Origin of the sequence: Qipengyuania mesophila (assembly GCF_019711655.1) — a bacterium.
GTDB classification, from domain to species: Bacteria; Pseudomonadota; Alphaproteobacteria; order Sphingomonadales; family Sphingomonadaceae; genus Qipengyuania; species Qipengyuania mesophila.
In genome coordinates this window covers 707,448-725,638 of record NZ_JAIGNU010000001.1, presented here as the reverse complement: position 1 = coordinate 725,638, position 18,191 = coordinate 707,448, and the positions used below count along the sequence as shown (strand labels likewise).

Sequence of the window (18,191 nt, the reverse complement as noted above, 5' to 3'; positions counted from 1 at the left end):
CATGGCCCTCGACTGGAAAAACCTCAGCTTCCCGCGCCAGATTCTCCCGACGATCGCCGTGGTCGGACTGCTCGGTGCGGCGGCCTTCATCCTTGCGGGCCTGCCCGACCGCACGCTGTCGGACCCTGCGCGCGAGCCGCCGCACGCGCCTGCCGATCTGGCCGCGCAGCCTCGCGTGGCAGGCTCGGGCGTGGTCGAACCGTCGAGCGAGACCGTCCAGATCGGCTCGCCGCTCTCGGGCCTCGTGACCCGCCTCCTGGTCGAGCCTGGCGACCGCGTCGGCGAGGGCCAGCTGCTGTTCGCGCTCGACGACCGTGCCGTCCGCGCGCAGCTGCGCGAGGCGCAGGCCGCGATCCTCGAGGCCCGCGCTGCGATCGCCGAGGCGCAGAGCGCGCGCGCCACGGCCGGCCGCCAGCTCGCGCTCTACCGCCAAGTCGAGGATCCCGCCGCGGTCAGCCGCGCCGAAGTGATCCGCGCCGAGGGCGATGCCAATGCGGCGAGCGAACGCCTGCGGCTGGCGCAGGCACGTCTGCAGGCGGCCGAGGCGCGCGCCGGATCGGCACGGACCGAAATCGATCGCCTGTCGATCCGCGCGCCGATGGCGGGCGAGATCCTGGCAGTGAACATCCGCAAGGGCGAATTCGTCAGCACCATGGGCGGGGGTGGATCGCAGCCCTTTATCGAAATGGGCCAGACGAGCCCGCTGCATGTCCGGATCGACATCGACGAGGAACAGGCTCCAAGGCTCAGGCTGGGCGCCCCGGCCACTGTCAGCCCGCGCGGCGCGGCGGACCGGCAGGTCGAGGCGGTCTTCGTTCGCGCGGAGCCGCAGGTGGTGCCCAAGCGCTCGCTCACCAACAGCGCGGCCGAACGCGTCGATGTGCGCGTCCTGCAGGTGATCTACCAGCTGCCCGAAACGAACGGGCTGTTCCGCGTCGGCCAGCAGGTCGATGCCTATATCCCCGCGAAGGGTGACGAAGAGTGAGGCGGCGCGCTCTGCTCCCGGCCGCCAGCGCGCTGGTGCTCGCCGCCTGCACGGCGGGCCCGCCGCCCGAGGTGGCGACGCCGTTGCCGGAGCTGCCCGAAAGCTTCCTCTTCGCGCCCGATGCCGGGACCGGGACGTCGCTGGCCCGGCTCATGCCGACCGAAGATGCGGGTTTCGCCGCGCTTGCGAGACAAGCGCTCGCATCCTCCCCCACGCTGGGCGAGGCGGCCGCGCGCGTCGAGCAGGCCCGCGCGGGTGCTGACCGGGCCGGGGCCGAGCTCCTTCCGTCGATCGGCGCCAATGCCTCGGTGACCGGGCAGCGGACCAACCCCAACTCCTTCGGCGGGAACCTGCCCGCGGGCATCGCCTTCGAGGCCGAACGCGTGTCCTATGCCGCCAATCTCACAGCGCGCTGGGACCTGGATCTTTTCGGACGCCTCAAGGCGAGCGAGCGCGCTGCGCTGGCCAAGGTCGATGCCGCCAGTGCGCAGGCGCAGGCGGTGCGGATTGCGCTGCTGTCCGAAATCGCCGCGAGCGTCATCGACTGGCGCACCCTCGAGGAGCGCGAGCGTGAAATCCGCAGCGATCTGACCGCGGCCGAAGAGCTGGCGCGGCTCGCCGGCGTCCGCGAACGCGCAGGGCTGGCTCCGGGGTTCGACCGCGTCCGTGCCGAAAGCTCGGCGGCGAGTTCGCGCAGCCGGCTGGCGGCGCTCGAGAGCGAGCGGACGCGGTTGCTGGGCCGCCTCGTGACGCTGACCGCGCAGGGCGGCACCGATGTCCGCGCCGCGCTGGCAACGGGTGCCACGACCGGCGAGATCCCCGCGCCGCCCGCGACCCTGCCATCCACGCTGCTCGCCAACCGCCCCGACGTGCTTGCCGCAGCGGCCTCGCTCGCCGCAGCCGATGCGCAGCTCGCGGCAACCGCGCGCCAGCGCTTCCCCACTTTCAGCCTGTCGGGCGCGATCGGCTTGCTGGCCTTCGGCCTGGGCGATTTGTTCGACGGCGACTCGCTGGTCGGATCGCTCGCCGCCGGCATCGCCGGGCCGCTGCTCGACTTCGGGCGGATCGCCGCCGAGATCGACGGCGCGGCGGCCGAGAAGAAGGCCGCTTTCGAGGCCTATCGCGGCGCCGTCTATACGGCGCTGGGGGATGCGGAGGCGGGCTACGGCCTCGTCTCTGCCGCCGATGCCGAGGCTGCGGCCGCGGCGAGCGAGGCGGCCAACCTCCAGCGTGCCGCGCGGCTGGCGGACACGCGCTATCAGGCCGGCCTCGCCGATTTCCTCACCGTGCTCGAGGCGCGTCGCGCTGCCGATGCCAGCGGCGAGCGCGCTGCGGCGGCGCTGGGACGGGCACGGCGGGCACGCGTGCTGCTGTGGCAGGCGTTGGGCGGGAGCGAGCTTCCCTGAGCTGCACGCCTAGATCGTCGCTCCGCCGTCGACCACGATGGTCTGGCCCGTGGTCCATTTCGCCGCGGGCGAGGCGAGATAGACCGCCGCCCCGGCGATATCCTCGGGCTCGCCGATCCGGCGCATGGCAAGCGCCTTCTCGGTTGCTGCGAGCGCCTGCGGATTGTCCCACAGCGCCTTGGCGAAATCGGTCTTCACCAGGCCCGGCGCGATGCCGTTGATACGGATACCATGCTTGCCGTTCTCCGCGGCGTAGTTGCGCACAAGCTGGAAATCGGCCGCCTTGGAAATGCAATAGGCGCCGATCGTGGTCGAGGCGCGCAGCCCCCCGATCGAGCTGATCACCACCACCGCCCCGTCGCCCTTGGCGCGCATGTCGGGCAGGGCGAGCTGGATCAGCCAGTGGTTCGAGATGACATTGTTGTCGAGGATCTTGCGGAACTGCTCGTCGGCGATCCCGTCCATCGATCCGTAATAGGGATTGCTCGCGGCATTGCAGACGAGGATGTCGACGGGGCCGAGCGCGGCCTTTGTCTGCGCGAAGAGGTCCTCGAGCTGTGCCTTCTCGGAAATGCTGGCGGCAATCGCCACGGCGCTGCCTTCGCCATGTTCAGCATTGATCGCGGCGGCGACCTCCTCGCAGGCATCCTGCTTGCGGCTCGAGATGACCACGCGCGCGCCCTGCGCGGCAAGCTCCTCGGCAATGGCGCGGCCGATCCCGCGGCTCGATCCGGTGACGATGGCGACCTTTCCGGTCAGATCGAATGACGACATGGCTGTTTCCCCTGGTTCAATGACGAGGGCCCGAAGCTTGCGCCCCGGGCCCCCCCGTTTGGTGTTGGCTCCGCTGCCCCTAGAAGCGGGTGCGCAGGCCGAGGCGGAAGTTGCGCCCGATGCCATTGCCGATGAAGGGATTGTATCCCAGCGGCAGATAGGCCTGGGCCGGTTCCTCGTCGAAGATATTGAGCACCGCCGCGGTCAGCTGGACCTCGGCGAACTGCACCGGCAGCGTGTAGTTCAACACCAGATCGTGCTGGGTATAGCTGCCGCTTTCGACGCCGTAATTGCTCCCTGCCGGAACACCGGCGATGGTGAAGCACGGGTCGATCCGGGCGCCCGATGCATCGAAGCACCGTTCGTCGGTGACGCCATCGATATAGTTGATCGAATAGCGGGCGTTGAGACCACCGGTGCGCAGGTTGACGTAGCCGTTGGCGCGCCATTCGGGCAGTGTGCCCGGATCGCGGAAGTAGTTGCCGAAGCCGACTGCATCGTAGGCCGAGCTGACCAGCACGTCGTTCACGAAGAAATCGTCGGTCTTGTAGGCCAGGTTCCAGGTGGCATTGGCGCCGATCGAGATCACGCCGAAGCCCGCCTCGATGTCGTAGTTCGTGGCAAAGTCGATGCCGCGGACCTTGACGTCGGGGCCATTGACGAACTGCGTCCGCACGCGGGCGATGTCGAGCCCGGTGGAGGTTGCCGTGCAGGCATTGCCCGACAGCGTGATCAGCCCGATCAGCGCGGCATTGCAGTCGATCAGCTGGGTCCCGTTGGCAGTCAGCGCCCCGGTGGCAACCGACGATGCGATCGCGTCGGCCGGGGTGATGACGATCTGGTCCTTGAAATCATAGGTCCAGTAGTCGGCGCTGAAGGTGAAGCCGCCGGTCTCGACGATGAAACCCAGATTGTAGGTCAGCGCGGTTTCGGGATCGAGGTTGGGATTGCCGTAGATATCGACCGACTTGTAGTTGCCCCCGGCCGCCGTGAGCCCCTGGAGCGCGGTGACGAAGTTGGAGTCGACATTGCTGGCCAGCGGCCCGCGGAAGGTCGTGCCGATCGAGCCGCGCAGCGTCAGCCAGTCGGTTGCCTCGAAACGGACCGCGGCCTTGGGGTTGATCGTGGAGCCGATCGGACTGCCGTAATCCTCGAAGCGCACCGCTGCGGTCAGCTCGAGATTGTCGAGGATCGGCAGCTGCACTTCGCCGAACAGCGCGTAGACGCTCTGGTCGAGCGATACGGGACGCGTGCCGCCAAGGAAGATGAACGGGCCGACACCTTCGGTTGCGGTGCCGACGCAGCTCAGATCGCCTTCGATGAAGCAGGGGTTGATATCGAGGTTCGACTCGTCGCGGAGCGGACGGCTCATGAAGTTGTTCTTGCGGAACTGTGCGCCCAACGCGAAGGCCACTTCACCACCGCCAAGCTCCCACCCGGTTCCACCGGACAGGACGATGTCGCCGACCCACTGTTCTTCCCTCTGGAAGGTGCCATTGGGGATCTGCAACCACGAAACCAGTTCCGGATCGTTCTCGAAGCCAGGCACGTAATAGGGATTGGTGATGCCGAGCGTCGGGTTGCTCGGACCGGCAAGGACGAAGGGGTTGAAGAACTGGCAGCCATTGGCGCCCGGCGTGGTGCCGGTGCAATTGGCTCCGCCCAAGCCGTTGAGTGCCGCCTGCAGGCGCGAACCGACGATGCCCGGGGCATAGGCGGTGCGCGCCGAGCGCCAATAGGTGCCGTCGACGTTCAACACGAGATTTTCGCTGAGGTCGAATTCGAGACCGGTCGAAACGCGCCAGGCGTTGTTCTTGGCGAGGCCGGTGCCCGAGCCGCGTTCCGGATCGAGCGGATTGCCGATGAAGCCGAACGGGCGGTAATAGACATTCGTCACCCGAACGACAGGGCCATTGACGCCGCCCGACGGCGGCAGCCCCTGCTGCGCGAGGAACGCGGCGACCGCCGGGTTGGCGGGCGATGTCGTGAAGGCCGAAACGAAGCCCGATCCGTTGGGGCCCTGCGTCGGCGGGAAGGCCGGCGAATAGTTGAGGCTTTCGAGATCGGTCTTGGCCCACAGCGCGCCGGCGTGCCAGCGGACGGTGTCGGACAGGTCGGCCTCGACCTGGGCATAGACCTGATAGCGGTCCTCATCTTCGGTAATGTTGTCGAAGGGGATGTAGGTGAAGCGGCAGACCGGTGCGGTATAGAAGCCGCCGAGCTCGTTACAGCCCTGGTCGGGTGCGAACACCGTGTTGAGGCCGCCGGCTCCGAGATAGGTCACCGCGAACAGGCCCGGGGTAGCGAGCGCCGAATAGCCCGATGCGTTCACATCGTAGGTCTGCGAGGTGTAGTCGCGGGCAGTGGTGGCGAGTTCCGAGCGGTGCTGCCAGCCGGCCCCGATCATCACGTTGACGTCGCCGAAGTTCTTCCCGATCAGGCCGCTGATGCTGTAATTGCCGTCCGACCCGTCGATGAAGGTCCAGTCGCCGGCGACTTCCACGCCATCGAAATTGGTCCGGGTGATGAAGTTGGCGACCCCCGCGATCGCATCCGAGCCATAGGTGGCGGCGGCGCCATCCTTGAGGATTTCCACGCGCTGCAGCGCGAAGAGCGGGATGAAATTGGTGTCGGTAAAGCCGTCACCGGGAGCCTGGATCATGCGCTTGCCGTTGAGCAGCACCAGCGTGCGCGTCTGGCCGAGGCCGCGCAGGTTGATCGAGCCATTGCCCTGGAACCCCTGCGCCGCGGTGGAAAACTGGTTGGTGTCACCCAGCACCGATCCGACCGAGGGCAGTTCCTTGATCAGTTCGAGCGGTGAGGTGATGCCCTTGTTCTGGAGCTCCTCGGTCGACAGCACGTCGACCGGCAGCGCCGCATCTTCGGGCGTGCCGCGAATGTAGGAGCCGGTCACAACGATGCGGTTATCTTCCTGCGCCGCGGCATCGACTCCCTCGTCCTGAGCGAAGGCCGGAGCCGCGGACAGGGCGGCGATCGCGAGTGCGCCAAGGGCGCAACTGTGACGTAAAGTCAATCTGGTCATGGTTCTCTCTCCCTCGGGAGCACGTCTCGGCGCGTACCCTCCAATCGAAATTCAATGCCCTCTTGCGCTTTATGTCAAGCTTTCGGGGGCATTTTGTTCGTTACTTGCGTGTGAATTCGTACCGCCAGTTCGAATGATGCAGTCCCGTTGAGCCGGGGAGGGAAGGGGGCGTCATCCATCGCGCGGGCGGCGAACGGCAAGAAAAAAGGGCCCGGCATCGTCGATGCCGGGCCCCCAATCGGTCGTTGGCAATGCGTCGTTAGAAGCCAGCGCGAACGGTGACCCCGTAAGTCCGCGGCTCGGCGAGGAAGGCCGAATAGGTCTGCTGCGGCGCCACGAACGGCGTGTTGAATGCGACCTGGGTATAGTCCACGTCGAACAGGTTGTTCGCCCACAGTTCGACGCCCCAACGGCGGTCGGGACCGGTGATGCCGATACGGCCGTTCACGATCGTGTAGCCGTCCTGCTCCTTGCCGTAGAGCAGGTCCGAGCCGGTGTTGTAGTCACCGGTGGTGCGGGCGTTGACGAAGAACAGGCCCGACAGACCAGAATTGCCGATCGGCGGGGTCCAGCTGAGCGAAGCGGTTGCCGCCAGTTCGGGTGCGTTCGACAGATTGTCACCCGGCAGCAGGCGCAGCGCGGGGTCGAGCGGCGAACCGTCATCCCGACCGACGAGATTGCTCTCGTAGCTGGTGTCCGAATAGGTGATCCCCATGGTCACGGTCAGGTCGCGGATCGGGCTGAGCGAGGTTTCGAATTCGAAACCCTGCGCGACGACGCCAGGTGCGACGTTGTCCGCGGCACAGGCTCCGGTTGCGGCACTGGCGTCGCGGTCGGCCCCTCCGAGGTCGGTATCGCAGCCGTTGACGTTCTGGACCAGGAAGACCGAGCCGTTGAAGGTGTTCAGCTGGAAGTTGCTGAACTCCTGACGGAAGGCGGCGACGCTGAAGCCCCATTTGCGTGCGGCGTATTTGACGCCGATTTCATAGGCGTCGACGGTTTCCGCATCGAACTGGAGGTTCGCCGTGTCGAGGTTGGCCGGATTGAGCGCAAGCGGGTTCGCCAGCGCCGAACGGTCGAGGTTGAAGCCGCCGGCCTTGTAGCCCTTCGAATAGGAGCCGTAGACCAGCCAGTCGGGATTGGGCTTCCAGCTCAGGATGGCCGTACCGGTGAATTCGTCCTCGTCGCGGCTATCAGCGACCGAAACGCCATCGAGCTCCGAGGTCGAATTGCCCTGGCACGACAGCGCGATGAGGCCACCCGCAAGGCCGGCCAGCGGCGCAAGGTCGGGAGTACCGTCGCCATCGGTATCGACCGAGGGAACCAGCAGCGGCGAGAGCAGCGTGCGGTTCGCCGGACAATACACGTTGTCGTTGCCGAAGGTGGCATCGAAATCCTTCGTTTCGTTGGTGTAACGAAGGCCGAGCGTCAGATCGATGGTATCGGTGATGTGGACGATGTTGTGGGTGAAGAGGGCGAAGTTCTCGCTTGTCTGGTTGTACACGTCGCCTGTGCCGCCGATATCGCGGATCTGCGCAAGGTTGTTGATGCCTGCAAGGATCAGCGGGGTTGCCGCGCCGAAGGCCGGCGTGCCGGTCAGCGTCCCGTCGAGCGCCGCGACATTGGCGCCGAGGCAGTTGTCCGCCGACGGATTGGCCAGCGCCGGATTGATCGCCAGGGCGATGCGGCAGTTGGCGAACGTGCCGTAGTCGTCGCCGAAGCGCAGGTTGTCGCGGGTCTGGAGCTTCTCGTTGGCGTAATAGGCGCCCACGAGCCAGTCGAGCCGGTCATCGAAGGCCGTTCCGTTGAGGCGCAGCTCCTGCGTGAAGGTCTTGAACTCGCGCGCGCCGGCATTCTCGCCCGGTGCGCGATAGAGGATATCGACCTGCGTGTAGTCGGTGTCCGAGGCCTGGTTGTTCGAATACTGGCGATAGCCGGTGATCGAGGTCAGCGTGACATTGCCGAAGTCCCAGTTGAGTTCGCCCGAGATACCCCAGTCCTCGGTCTCGCCGGCATAGGTGCGGCCGGGGGTGACGTAGATGTCGCGATTGAAGGTCGACTGCGTCAGAGCGCGCGGATCCTGGCCGAGGCCGAGCAGGATCGGAACGATCGGGTTGCTCGTGCTGGTCAGCGCCGGGCCGCCATCGGGGCGGGTGAACGGGTCCAGCCCGGGCGATACGCGGGCCAGCGGGGCGAAGTCGGGCTGCACGAAGGTGGCGGCGCAGCAGGCCTCGTCCTTCTTCGAATAGTCGCCGACCAAGCGGAAGCTGAGGTCGCTCGTCGGTTCGAACAGCAGCTGCGCGCGGACGAGGTAGCGATCGCGGTCGTTGACCTTCACGTCGTTGACCACGTCGTTGTAGAAGCCGTCGCGCTGGAAATAGACGCCGTCGATACGCGCTGCGACGGTCTCGCCGAGCGGGGCGTTGACGCCGCCTTCGACCTTGATCGCGTCGTAATTGCCGTAGGTGAAGGCGCCGTAGCCCGAGAATTCGAACTCGGGCGGGGCGGTGTAGATGTTGATCAGGCCGGCCGAGGAGTTGCGGCCGCCGAGCGTGCCCTGCGGGCCGCGGAGGATTTCGACGCGGTCGAGCGGACCGAGTTCGGACAGCGCATTGCCCGAGCGCGAACGGTAAACGCCATCGACGAAGACCGCGACCGAGCTTTCGAGGCCGGGGTTGTCGCCGACCGTACCGATGCCACGAATACGGGCCGAACCATTGGCTTCGTTGCCGGTCGAGGAGACCAGCAGCGAGGGGGCGACCTGGGTCAGGTCGCGAATGTCGGAGACACCCGATTTCTCGAGCATCTCGCCCGACACGGCCGAGACGGCGACGGGCACGTCGGCCAGAGCCTGGTCGCGGCCCTGGGCGCGAACGATGATGACGTTGCCGGTGTCCGCTTCGGTGTTGTCAACCGATTGAGCTTCCTCGGCATCCGCGCCTGTCGTATCCTGCGCCTGAGCCGCTGCGGGCGCGATGGCAAGCGAGATCGCGAGCGCACCGAAGGCGCATTGGTGGCGTAGACCGAACTTTCTCATAGTTTCTCCTCTCATCCTGGCCCCGGCTCATGCCGGGCCCATTTAAATGCGTCACAAGCGGCCTGCCCGACCCAAGTCAAGCGTAGCCAGACGAACGACTTCCACAGTCGACCGATTTACGTACCGGCGTTTCAAAAATGTCGCAGATCGGGGTCCTTGCTAGTCAAACTTGCCGCTGCCCTCGGCCTTCCCCCGTAGATAGTTGCTGACCGGCAGATCGTGTTTCTCAAGGCCGGCGACGACGGTGTCGAGACCGATCGTCTGCGCCCAGAACATCGGCCCGCCGGTATAGAGCGGCCAGCCGTAGCCGTTGATCCAGACGACATCGATGTCGCTGGCGCGCTGGGCCATCCCTTCCTCGAGAATCTTCGCGCCCTCGTTGACCATCGGGTAGAGCAGGCGCTCGCGGATCTCGTCTTTCGAGATGTCGCGCTGCTGCTTGCCTTCCTTGGCGGCGAAGTCGGCGATGATCTGCTTGACCTCGTCCGATGGCGTGCGCTGGCGCGCCGCGTCGTAATCATAGAAACCCTTGCCGGCCTTCTGGCCGAAGCGGCCGACCGCGCAGAGCGCTTCGCGGATCGTGGTGACCTTGGTCGGGTCGCGGTGCCAGCCTATGTCGATGCCCGCGAGATCTCCCATCTGGAACGGGCCCATGGGGAAACCGAAGTCGAGCAGCACCTCGTCGACCTCCCAGTAGTTTGCGCCTTCCATGATCAGCGCATTGGCTTGTTCCTGCCGCTTGGACAGCATGCGGTTGCCGATGAAGCCCGGACAGACGCCCGACACCGCCGCGACCTTGCCGATTGTCTTGGACAGCTTCATCACCGTGGCGAGCACGTCGTCGCGCGTTTCCTTGCCGCGCACGACCTCGAGCAGCTTCATCACATTGGCGGGCGAGAAGAAGTGCATGCCGAGCACATAGCCCGGCCGCTTGGTCGCGGTGGCGATCTCGTCGACGTCGAGATAGCTGGTGTTCGAGGCGAGGATCGCGCCCTGCTTCACGACTTCGTCGAGCCTGGCGAAGACCTCCTTCTTGACGTCCATGTTCTCGTAGACCGCTTCGATCACGAGGTCGCAATCGGCGAGGTCGTCATAGGACAGCGTCGGGGTGAGCAGGCCCATCGCCTGTTCGACCTGTTCGGCACTCATGCGCCCCTTCTTGGCGGTGTTCTCGTAATTCTTGCGCATGACGCCGGTGCCGCGATCGAGAGCATCCTGCTGCATCTCGAGAATGGTCACCGGGATCCCGGCGGACAGGAAGTTCATCGAGATGCCGCCGCCCATGGTGCCGGCGCCGATCACCCCGACCTTCCTGACCGGGATCAGCGGCGTGTCCCTGGGCACGTCGTCGATCTTGTTGGCGGCGCGTTCGGCGAAGAAATAGTGGCGCATGGCCGCGCTCTGCGTGCCGCTCATCAGCTTCATGAACAGCTCGCGCTCCTTCTTCACGCCGTCCGCATAGGACAGCTCGCCCGCCGCCTTGACCGCCTCGATCGCGGCATTGGGCGCATCGAATCCATGGATACGGCGAGCCTGCGACGCGCGGAAGCGGTCGAACAGGTCGGGATCGCGCACGCCGTCCTCATTGGCCTTGCCTTCCGAGGCGCGCGGAACCGGCTGGCCGATCTTCGATCTGGCGAAAGCGATGGCGTCGGCCTCGAGGCTGTCCTCGCCCACCAGCGCATCGACCAGCCCGATCGCCTCGGCCTTCTTGGCCGGGATCGGATTGCCGCCGACGACGAGGGGGAGGGCGGCTTCCGCCCCCACGAGGCGCGGCAGGCGCTGCGTGCCCGCGGCGCCCGGGATCAGGCCCAGCTTCACCTCGGGCAGACCCATCTTGGCCGAGGGCACGGCGACGCGGTAGTGGCAGGCGAGTGCGACCTCGCAGCCGCCGCCCAGCGCGGTGCCGTGGATCGCGGCGACCACCGGCTTGTCGCTGGCTTCCATCGCGTCGAGCGTTTCGGGCAGGTTGGGGCCGACCGGCGGCTTGCCGAATTCGGTGATGTCGGCGCCGGCGAAGAAGGTCTGTCCGTCGCAGCGGATCACCACCGCCTCGATCGCATCGTCGGACAGTGCCTGTTCGATCGCGTCCTTGAGCCCGGCGCGAACGGCCTGGCCCAGCGCATTGACCGGCGGGTTGTCGGAAATGACGACGAGGACGTTGTCGTGGCGTTCGGTGCGGATGGGGGAGGTCATGGGATTTTCCTCAGGCGTAGGTTTCGGTGAGGGCGGAATAGATCAGCGTCTTCAGCTGGCGCCGGATCGGATAGGTCGACGAGGGATAGACCTGCGTCATGAAGGCCATGGTGATGCGTTCGACGGGATCGACGAAGAAGGCGGTCGAATAGGCGCCGCCCCAGTAGAATTCGCCGAGGCTCGACGGCATCAGCGTCTTCGCCGGATCGATCACCATGGCGAAGCCGAGGCCGAAGCCGGTCCCGGCATTGTTGGCCTCGGAGAACAGGCTGCTCGACATCTCGGTGAGGTCCGCATTGTTCGGCAAATGGTTGGTGCGCATCAGCCGGACGGTCTTGGGGCTGAGGATGCGCGCGCCGTCGAGCTCGCCGCCGTTGAGCAGCATGGTCGCGAAGCGATGGTAGTCGGCGATCGTCCCGACCAGCCCGCCGCCGCCGCTGTCGAATGTGCCCTTCTGGTTGAGCTTGCTGGTCGCGCCGGCATTGATCATCCGCGGGGCCTGGCCCGGCCGATAGGCATAGGCATCGACCAGCCGCTCGCTCTGGCCTTCGGCGACGCCGAATCGCGTGTCGGTCATGCCCAATGGGGCGAAGATGTGCTTCTCGAAGTAATCGCCCAGCCGCATCCCGCTGATCCGCTCGACCGCGATGCCGAGGACATCGGTTGAAACCGAGTAGTTCCAGCCCTCGCCGGGCGCGAATTCGAGCGGTAGTTTCGACAGCTTGGCGATGAACTCGTCGCTGTCGAGATGGTCGCGGGCGAAATCGAAATTGTGCTCGCGATAGACCGCATCGATGTTGTTGCGGTTCTGCAGCCCGTAGGTGAGGCCCGACATGTGGGTGAGCAGATCGACGAAGCGCATCGGGTGCGCCGCCTTGCCCGGCGCGAAGGGGATCGAGCCGCCGCCGCCGGCATAGATCTTGAGGTCGGCGAATTCGGGGAAGACGCGCGTGACCGGTTCCTCCAGCGCGACCTTGCACTGTTCGACCAGCTGCATGAAGGCGACCGAGGTCACCGGCTTGGTCATGCTGGCGATGCGGAACAGGGCGTCGTCGCGCAGCTCGCGCTTGTCGTCGCCCATGCTGCCGAGCCGCGTGTAATGCACCGGCTGACCGTCGCGCGCGACCACCAGTTGCGCATTGGGCAGGCGGCCGCTGTCGATATAGGTCTCGGCCAGGAAGGGGGCGATCCGCGCCAGTCGGTCGGCGTCGAATCCCTGGGTCGCGGCCTCTGCCAGCTCGAACATTCCTCTCTCCTCTCCCGCGCATACCTATGCTTCGGTTTTGCACGAATAGCGATTTCATCTGTTCTTGCCACCCTCATACCTCAGCTTCGAAGGCGGCTTGCGCGGAAGGCGAAAGCAGGGTTAGATCGCCGGTGGAGAGAGTCGCCGGGACGAGCGGCTGCGGATTGGGGGACTGACAATGAACGACCTCGCACGGGCGATCGGGTTCGTGCCGCCGGCAAACTGGCCGGCGATGTCGCGTACCGAATGCGCCGCACGGCTGACCGCGCCGGGCGAACGCTTCGAGATGGAAATGGTCGATATCGGCGGCATATCGACGCGGGTGTGGAAGAACGCCCCGGCCAATCTGCGGCTGGTTGCCATGGCGGGCCGTGCCCACGGCGACCGGCTGTTCACCATCTACGAGGACGAGCGCGTCACCTACGATGCCTGGTTCCGGGCGGTGGCCCGGCTGGCCGCCGAATTCCGCGCCCGCGGCGTGGATAAGGGCGACCGCGTGGCGCTGGCGATGCGCAATCTGCCCGAATGGCCGGTCGCCTTCTTCGCCGCGGTGACGATCGGGGCGATCTGCGTTCCGCTCAATGCTTGGTGGACGGGGCAGGAGCTGGCCTTCGGGCTGGCCAATTCGGGCGCGAAACTACTCGTCTGCGACGATGAGCGCTGGGACCGCATGGCACCCCATCGGGCCGAATTTCCCGAGCTGGAAACCGTGTTCGTATCGCGATGCGATAGCGATCCCGATGGTGCCGAGCGGCTCGAAGAGATCATCGGGAAACCGAACGACTATGCCGCGCTTCCCGAAGGCGAATTGCCCGACTGCGACATCGCACCCGACGACGATGCCACCATTTTCTACACCAGCGGGACCACCGGCGAGCCCAAGGGCGCGCTCGGGACGCATCGCAATCTGTGCACCAATATCCTTTCCAGCGGATACAGCGCCGCCTGCGCCGCGCTGCGCCGGGGCGAACAACCGCCCGAGCCGGTGCAGAAGGTCGGCCTCACAGTCATTCCCCTGTTCCACGTCACCGCCTGTTCGGCCGGGTTGATGGGCTATGTCGTCGCCGGGCACACCATGGTGTTCATGCACAAGTGGGACCCGGTGAAGGCGTTCGAGCTGATCGAGCGCGAGAAGGTCAACATGACCGGCGGCGTGCCCACCATCGCCTGGCAGCTGATCGAACATCCCGAGCGCGAGAATTACGACCTCTCCAGTCTGGAAGCGATCGCCTATGGGGGCGCGCCTTCGGCACCCGAACTCGTGCGGAAGATAAACGAGGTGTTCGGCGCGCTGCCCGGCAACGGCTGGGGCATGACCGAGACGATGGCGACGGTCACCAGCCATTCCAGCGAGGATTACCTCAACCGCCCCGACAGTTGCGGCCCGCCGGTAGCCACCGCAGACGTGAAGATCATGTCCGAAGACGGGAAGACCGAACTGCCCGTCGGCGAAGTTGGCGAGCTCTGGGCGCGCGGCCCGATGGTGGTGAAGGGCTATTGGAACCGCCCCGAGGCAACGGCCGAGACCTTCGTCGACGGCTGGGTTCGCACCGGCGACCTGGCCCGCCTCGACGAGGAAGGGTTCTGCTACATTGCCGACCGGGCGAAGGACATGATCATCCGTGGCGGCGAGAACATCTATTCCTCCGAAGTCGAGAACGTCCTCTACGACCACCCGGCGGTGACCGACGCGGCGCTGATCGGCATTCCGCACAAGACGCTGGGCGAAGAGCCCGCGGCGGTCGTCCACCTCGCTCCGGGAATGTCGGCGAGCGAGGAGGAACTGCGCGCCTGGGTCGCGGAGCGGCTGGCGAAGTTCAAGGTGCCGGTGCGCGTGGCCTTCGTGAAGGATACGCTGCCCCGCAACGCCAATGGCAAGATCCTCAAGAAGGATCTGGCGGCCTTCTTCGCATGAGCCGCCCCGCCGCCACCCGCAAGTTTGGCGAGAAACGCGAGGAAATCATTCATGCCGCTTCGGTGCTGATCAACGAGGTCGGGGTGCAGGCGACCACTCTGGCCGAGGTGGCGAAGGCGATCGGGCTCAATGCGACGAGCGTGACCTATTACTTTCCGCGCAAGGACCAGCTGGTCGTGGCGGTCTACGATCAGACCCTGACGCTGATGGAGGCGATGGCGGAGGAGGCGCTGGAGCAGGCCGATCCGGCCGCACGGCTGCGCCATTTCATCGCCGCACATATCGCGCTGCGCAAGCGCATCCGCGCCGGCGAACGCGGGCTTACCACTGCCCTGTCGGAAATCCGCACGCTCGAACCCGAAGTGCAGGAACCGCTGATGGCGCACTATTTGCGCGTCGTCGACATCGTCCGCCGCTTCTTCGGCGAGTGGCACAACAATGCGCAACGCGCGCTGTTTTCCGCTCGCGCGCACATATTGCTCGAGGCGATGATGTGGTGGCCGATCTGGTCGCTGCGCTATTCGGTGCTCGATTTCGACCGTATCGAAGAGCGCCTGTTCGACATCCTCGCCAATGGCCTGCCGGCCCGGCGTGGGGCCTTCGAACCGCAACAGCTTATCGGCAACTGGCGTACGCCCGATGCCGAGGAACCAGGCCAGATCGAGGCCTTCCTGCGCGCCGCGACGGTGATGATCAACCGGCTCGGCTATCGCGGCGCCTCGGTCAATCGCATCGCCGAGAGCCTCAACGTCACCAAGGGCAGCTTTTATCACCACCACCAGGCGAAGGACGATCTGGTGCTGGCCTGTTTCCAGCAGAGCTACGACCGCCTGTCATCGGCGCAGATCGCCGGACGCGAGATCGGCACCGATTACTGGACCCGCCTGTCGAGTGTGCTCGCCGAACTGGTAGACCTGCAGTTCTTCGATCCGACGCCGCTCCTGCGAACCACGGCGCTGCAAGCCCTCGATGCAGAGCACAAGGTCGATGTGGTAACGCGTTCGAACCGGCTCGCCCGGCGCTTTGCCGGCATGCTGATCGACGGGATCGCCGACGGATCGGTCCGTGCGATCGACCCGCTGGTCGCCGGGCAGGTGATCATGTCGACGGTCAATTCGGCCTATGAGGCGCGGCACTGGGCGGCGCGCTTCGATCCGCCGGGCGAGGCCATCCGGACCTATCTCTCGGCCATGTCCGAAGGGCTGCTCGCGCCGTCAGGCTGAACCGCGCGGTTCGCGCACGCGCCAAAGCATCAACGCGAGGCTGGCGAGCAGCGAGGCGAAGGCGGCGACGATCAGTGGGGCGTAACCCAGCGCCGCGATGCTCAGCCCCACCAGGACCGGCCCGATCGAGGACACACCGCCCTCGACCGTGGTGGTCAGCGCGAGCCGCATCGGGATGTCCTCGTGCTCGCCGAATTCGAGCACCAGTGTGACCGCGGCCATCATCCAGCCAGAGAAGCCGAAGCCGAGGAAGGCGAAGCTGGCGTAAAGCAGCCAGCCGTCGCCGAAGACCAGCAGCAGCATGCCCGCAAGGCTGCTGGCCAGCGCGCCGAGATAGACTGCGCGGAAGCCCATCCGGTCGCCGAGCGAGCCCCACACGAGGTTGGACATTGTGTCGGCGGCCAGGAAGGCGAGGCTGAGCGATCCGATCAGCGCGCCGTCGAGGCCCAGCCGGTCACCGACATAGAGCGTCCAGAAGGGCAGGCCGACCCGGGCGATCGCGGCAAGTCCGTGCGCGAAGAGGAAGGCTCGAAAATCGCGGTGCTGGAGCAATTCGCCGAACTGCCCGACCCGTTCGCGTAAGGGCATCACCGGACGCAATCGCGGCGCATCGGGTTCGCGGATGCCCAGCCGCAGCACGAACAGGCCGACCGAGGTCAGCAGGAAGGCGAGCAGGAAGGTCGTCGCATAGCCGTTGCCGAACCATTTCTGCTCGATGAAATAATGCCCCGCCACCCAGGCGAGCCCGGCGGCGATCAGTCCGCCGGCCATGTTGCGGATGCCCTGCAGCCGTCCGCGGCGGTCGATCGGGATGAGCTTCGCCATCAGCATCTGGAAGGCGACGCGCTGCGCCCCGCTGAAGAAGCCGAGCAGGAGGAAGCTGGCGAGCGTGACGACCAGCAGCGTGGTGCCCTCGAGCGTCCAGGCGGCGATCGCCAGCGCGAGCACCATCACCCGCATCATCGAGCCGACGGCGATCGCATAGGGCAGGATGCGCTTGCGGCTCTCGACCTGCGCGCCCGACAATATGGGCGAGACCGTTCCGCCCAGCTGCAGCAGCGCGGTGCCGAGCCCGACCGCGGCGGCGCTGCCGGTCAGCAGGTAGAGATAGGCGGGAATGATGGTCGGGGCATAGATCAGGCGGAAGCCCGTCATGCCGAAGACGCCATGCGTCAGATTGGTCGCGTAATTGCGCCGGAGGTTCGCCTCCATGAAGGCGCGATGGCGCCCCCAGACATCGCCGTCCGGGGGCCCCGCATCGTCCTCGCCCGATGAGGCGAGCGCTTCGCTCAATAGCTGCCGAGCTTGGCGAAACGGTCCTTGAGATAGCTCGACGAGCCCCAGGCCGCTTCGAGCACGCGGGCGCGCTTGAGGTAGAAGCCGACGTCGTATTCGTCGGTCATGCCGATGCCGCCGTGGAGCTGGATGCCCTGGTTGCTGATCGTGTGCAGCACGCGGTTGGCTTCCGCCTTGGCGATGGTCGCGGCGCGGGCGACGCCGAAGCCGCCATCGACCGCCTGCAGGCCCGCCTCGACTGCGCTGCGCATCTGCGCGAGGTCGGCGAAGAGGTCGGCCATGCGGTGTTGTAGCGCCTGGAAGGTGGCGAGCACCTGGTTGAACTGCACGCGCTGCTTCAGATAGTCGAGCGTGGTGTCGAAGACCTGCTGCGCCATGCCGAGCATCTCGGCCGCGGTCAGTACACGCGCGCGGTCGAGCACATCGTCGAGCAAGGACTCGCCGCCGCCTGCGAGCTTGTCCGCGGCAGCGCCGTCGAAGGCGATGTCGGCATGGCTGCGCTGGTCGGTCAGCTTGCGCGTGGTGAGCGTGACCCCGTCACCCTTCTCGACCAGATAGAGCCCGTCCTTGGCCGCGACGACGAACAGGTCCGCGCCATGTGCCTCGTGGACGAAGGCCTTCTTGCCGCTCAGCTTGCCGTCCGAGACGCTGGTCTCGATCACTGAGGGATCATGATGCGCGCCTTCGTCGACCGCGAGCGTGGCGACGGTCTCGCCGCTGGCCAGCCTGGGCAGCCACTTGGCCTTCTGTTCGTCGCTGCCGCCGAGGATGATCGCGCTCGCCGCGACGGTCGTGGCGACCAGCGGGCTGGCGGTCAGCGTCTTGCCGAGTTCCTCGATCACGAGGCCGGCCGACATGAAGCCGAAGTCCGACCCGCCGTGCTCTTCGGGCACGATCACCCCGGCCCAGCCCATTTCGGCCATCGTGGCATAGGCGGTCGTATCGTAGGCCTGCGGCTCGCCGGCCGCGCGGACCTTGCGGAATTCGGTGACCGGGCTCTCGTTGGTCGCCCATTCGCGCGCCATGTCGCGCAGCATTTCCTGTTCTTCGTTGAGAACTGCCATGTCTGA

General features: G+C 66.3%; 11 protein-coding genes. 4 read left to right on the top strand and 7 right to left on the bottom strand.

Annotation, left to right across the window (positions count from 1 at the left end; genetic code table 11):
- Position 1 precedes the first annotated feature (1 nt).
- Both K3181_RS03615 and K3181_RS03610 read left to right on the top strand, forming a co-directional pair.
- Complete coding sequence (locus tag K3181_RS03615) at positions 2-985, top strand: efflux RND transporter periplasmic adaptor subunit (protein WP_221600881.1); 984 nt, start codon at positions 2-4, stop codon at positions 983-985.
- Positions 982-2,391: an efflux transporter outer membrane subunit gene (locus K3181_RS03610; RefSeq protein WP_221600879.1), complete on the top strand. Its 1,410-nt coding sequence runs from the start codon at positions 982-984 to the stop codon at positions 2,389-2,391. Before K3181_RS03615 ends, K3181_RS03610 begins: the two co-directional genes overlap by 4 nt.
- A 9-nt stretch (positions 2,392-2,400) precedes the next feature.
- On the opposite strand, the gene K3181_RS03605 is transcribed toward K3181_RS03610, so the two are convergent.
- From K3181_RS03605 to K3181_RS03585, 5 genes are all read right to left on the bottom strand, one after another.
- The gene (locus K3181_RS03605; protein ID WP_221600877.1) at positions 2,401-3,165 is read right to left on the bottom strand and encodes an SDR family NAD(P)-dependent oxidoreductase; all 765 of its coding nucleotides are present in this window, start codon (positions 3,163-3,165) and stop codon (positions 2,401-2,403) included.
- A 79-nt stretch (positions 3,166-3,244) separates the two neighbouring features.
- Positions 3,245-6,208 (bottom strand): TonB-dependent receptor, encoded by a 2,964-nt coding sequence (locus K3181_RS03600; RefSeq protein ID WP_221600875.1) that lies wholly within the window; start codon positions 6,206-6,208, stop codon positions 3,245-3,247.
- Positions 6,209-6,467: 259 nt separating this feature from the next.
- Positions 6,468-9,245, bottom strand: a complete 2,778-nt coding sequence (locus K3181_RS03595) for a TonB-dependent receptor (RefSeq protein ID WP_221600873.1) — start codon at positions 9,243-9,245, stop codon at positions 6,468-6,470.
- Between the two features lie 159 nt (positions 9,246-9,404).
- Complete coding sequence (locus tag K3181_RS03590) at positions 9,405-11,441, bottom strand: 3-hydroxyacyl-CoA dehydrogenase NAD-binding domain-containing protein (RefSeq protein WP_221600871.1); 2,037 nt, start codon at positions 11,439-11,441, stop codon at positions 9,405-9,407.
- A 10-nt stretch (positions 11,442-11,451) separates the two neighbouring features.
- Entirely contained in the window at positions 11,452-12,687 is a 1,236-nt protein-coding gene (locus K3181_RS03585) for a serine hydrolase domain-containing protein (RefSeq protein ID WP_221600869.1), read from the bottom strand.
- Positions 12,688-12,865: 178 nt separating this feature from the next.
- Here K3181_RS03585 and K3181_RS03580 point away from each other — a divergent pair, with 178 nt between their 5' ends.
- A complete protein-coding gene (locus K3181_RS03580; protein ID WP_221600867.1) occupies positions 12,866-14,602 on the top strand; it encodes a class I adenylate-forming enzyme family protein in 1,737 nt (578 codons plus the stop codon).
- Positions 14,599-15,825: a TetR/AcrR family transcriptional regulator gene (locus K3181_RS03575; RefSeq protein WP_221600865.1), complete on the top strand. Its 1,227-nt coding sequence runs from the start codon at positions 14,599-14,601 to the stop codon at positions 15,823-15,825. The genes K3181_RS03580 and K3181_RS03575 overlap by 4 nt, the downstream gene beginning before the upstream one ends.
- Here the strand turns inward: K3181_RS03575 and K3181_RS03570 are convergent.
- Positions 15,817-17,118, bottom strand: a complete 1,302-nt coding sequence (locus K3181_RS03570) for an MFS transporter (RefSeq protein WP_247714852.1) — start codon at positions 17,116-17,118, stop codon at positions 15,817-15,819. The genes K3181_RS03575 and K3181_RS03570 overlap by 9 nt on opposite strands.
- On the bottom strand, positions 17,115-18,185 hold the full coding sequence (locus tag K3181_RS03565) for an acyl-CoA dehydrogenase family protein (protein WP_221600863.1): 1,071 nt from the start codon (positions 18,183-18,185) through the stop codon (positions 17,115-17,117). Before K3181_RS03565 ends, K3181_RS03570 begins: the two co-directional genes overlap by 4 nt.
- Between the last annotated feature and the right edge of the window lie 6 nt (positions 18,186-18,191).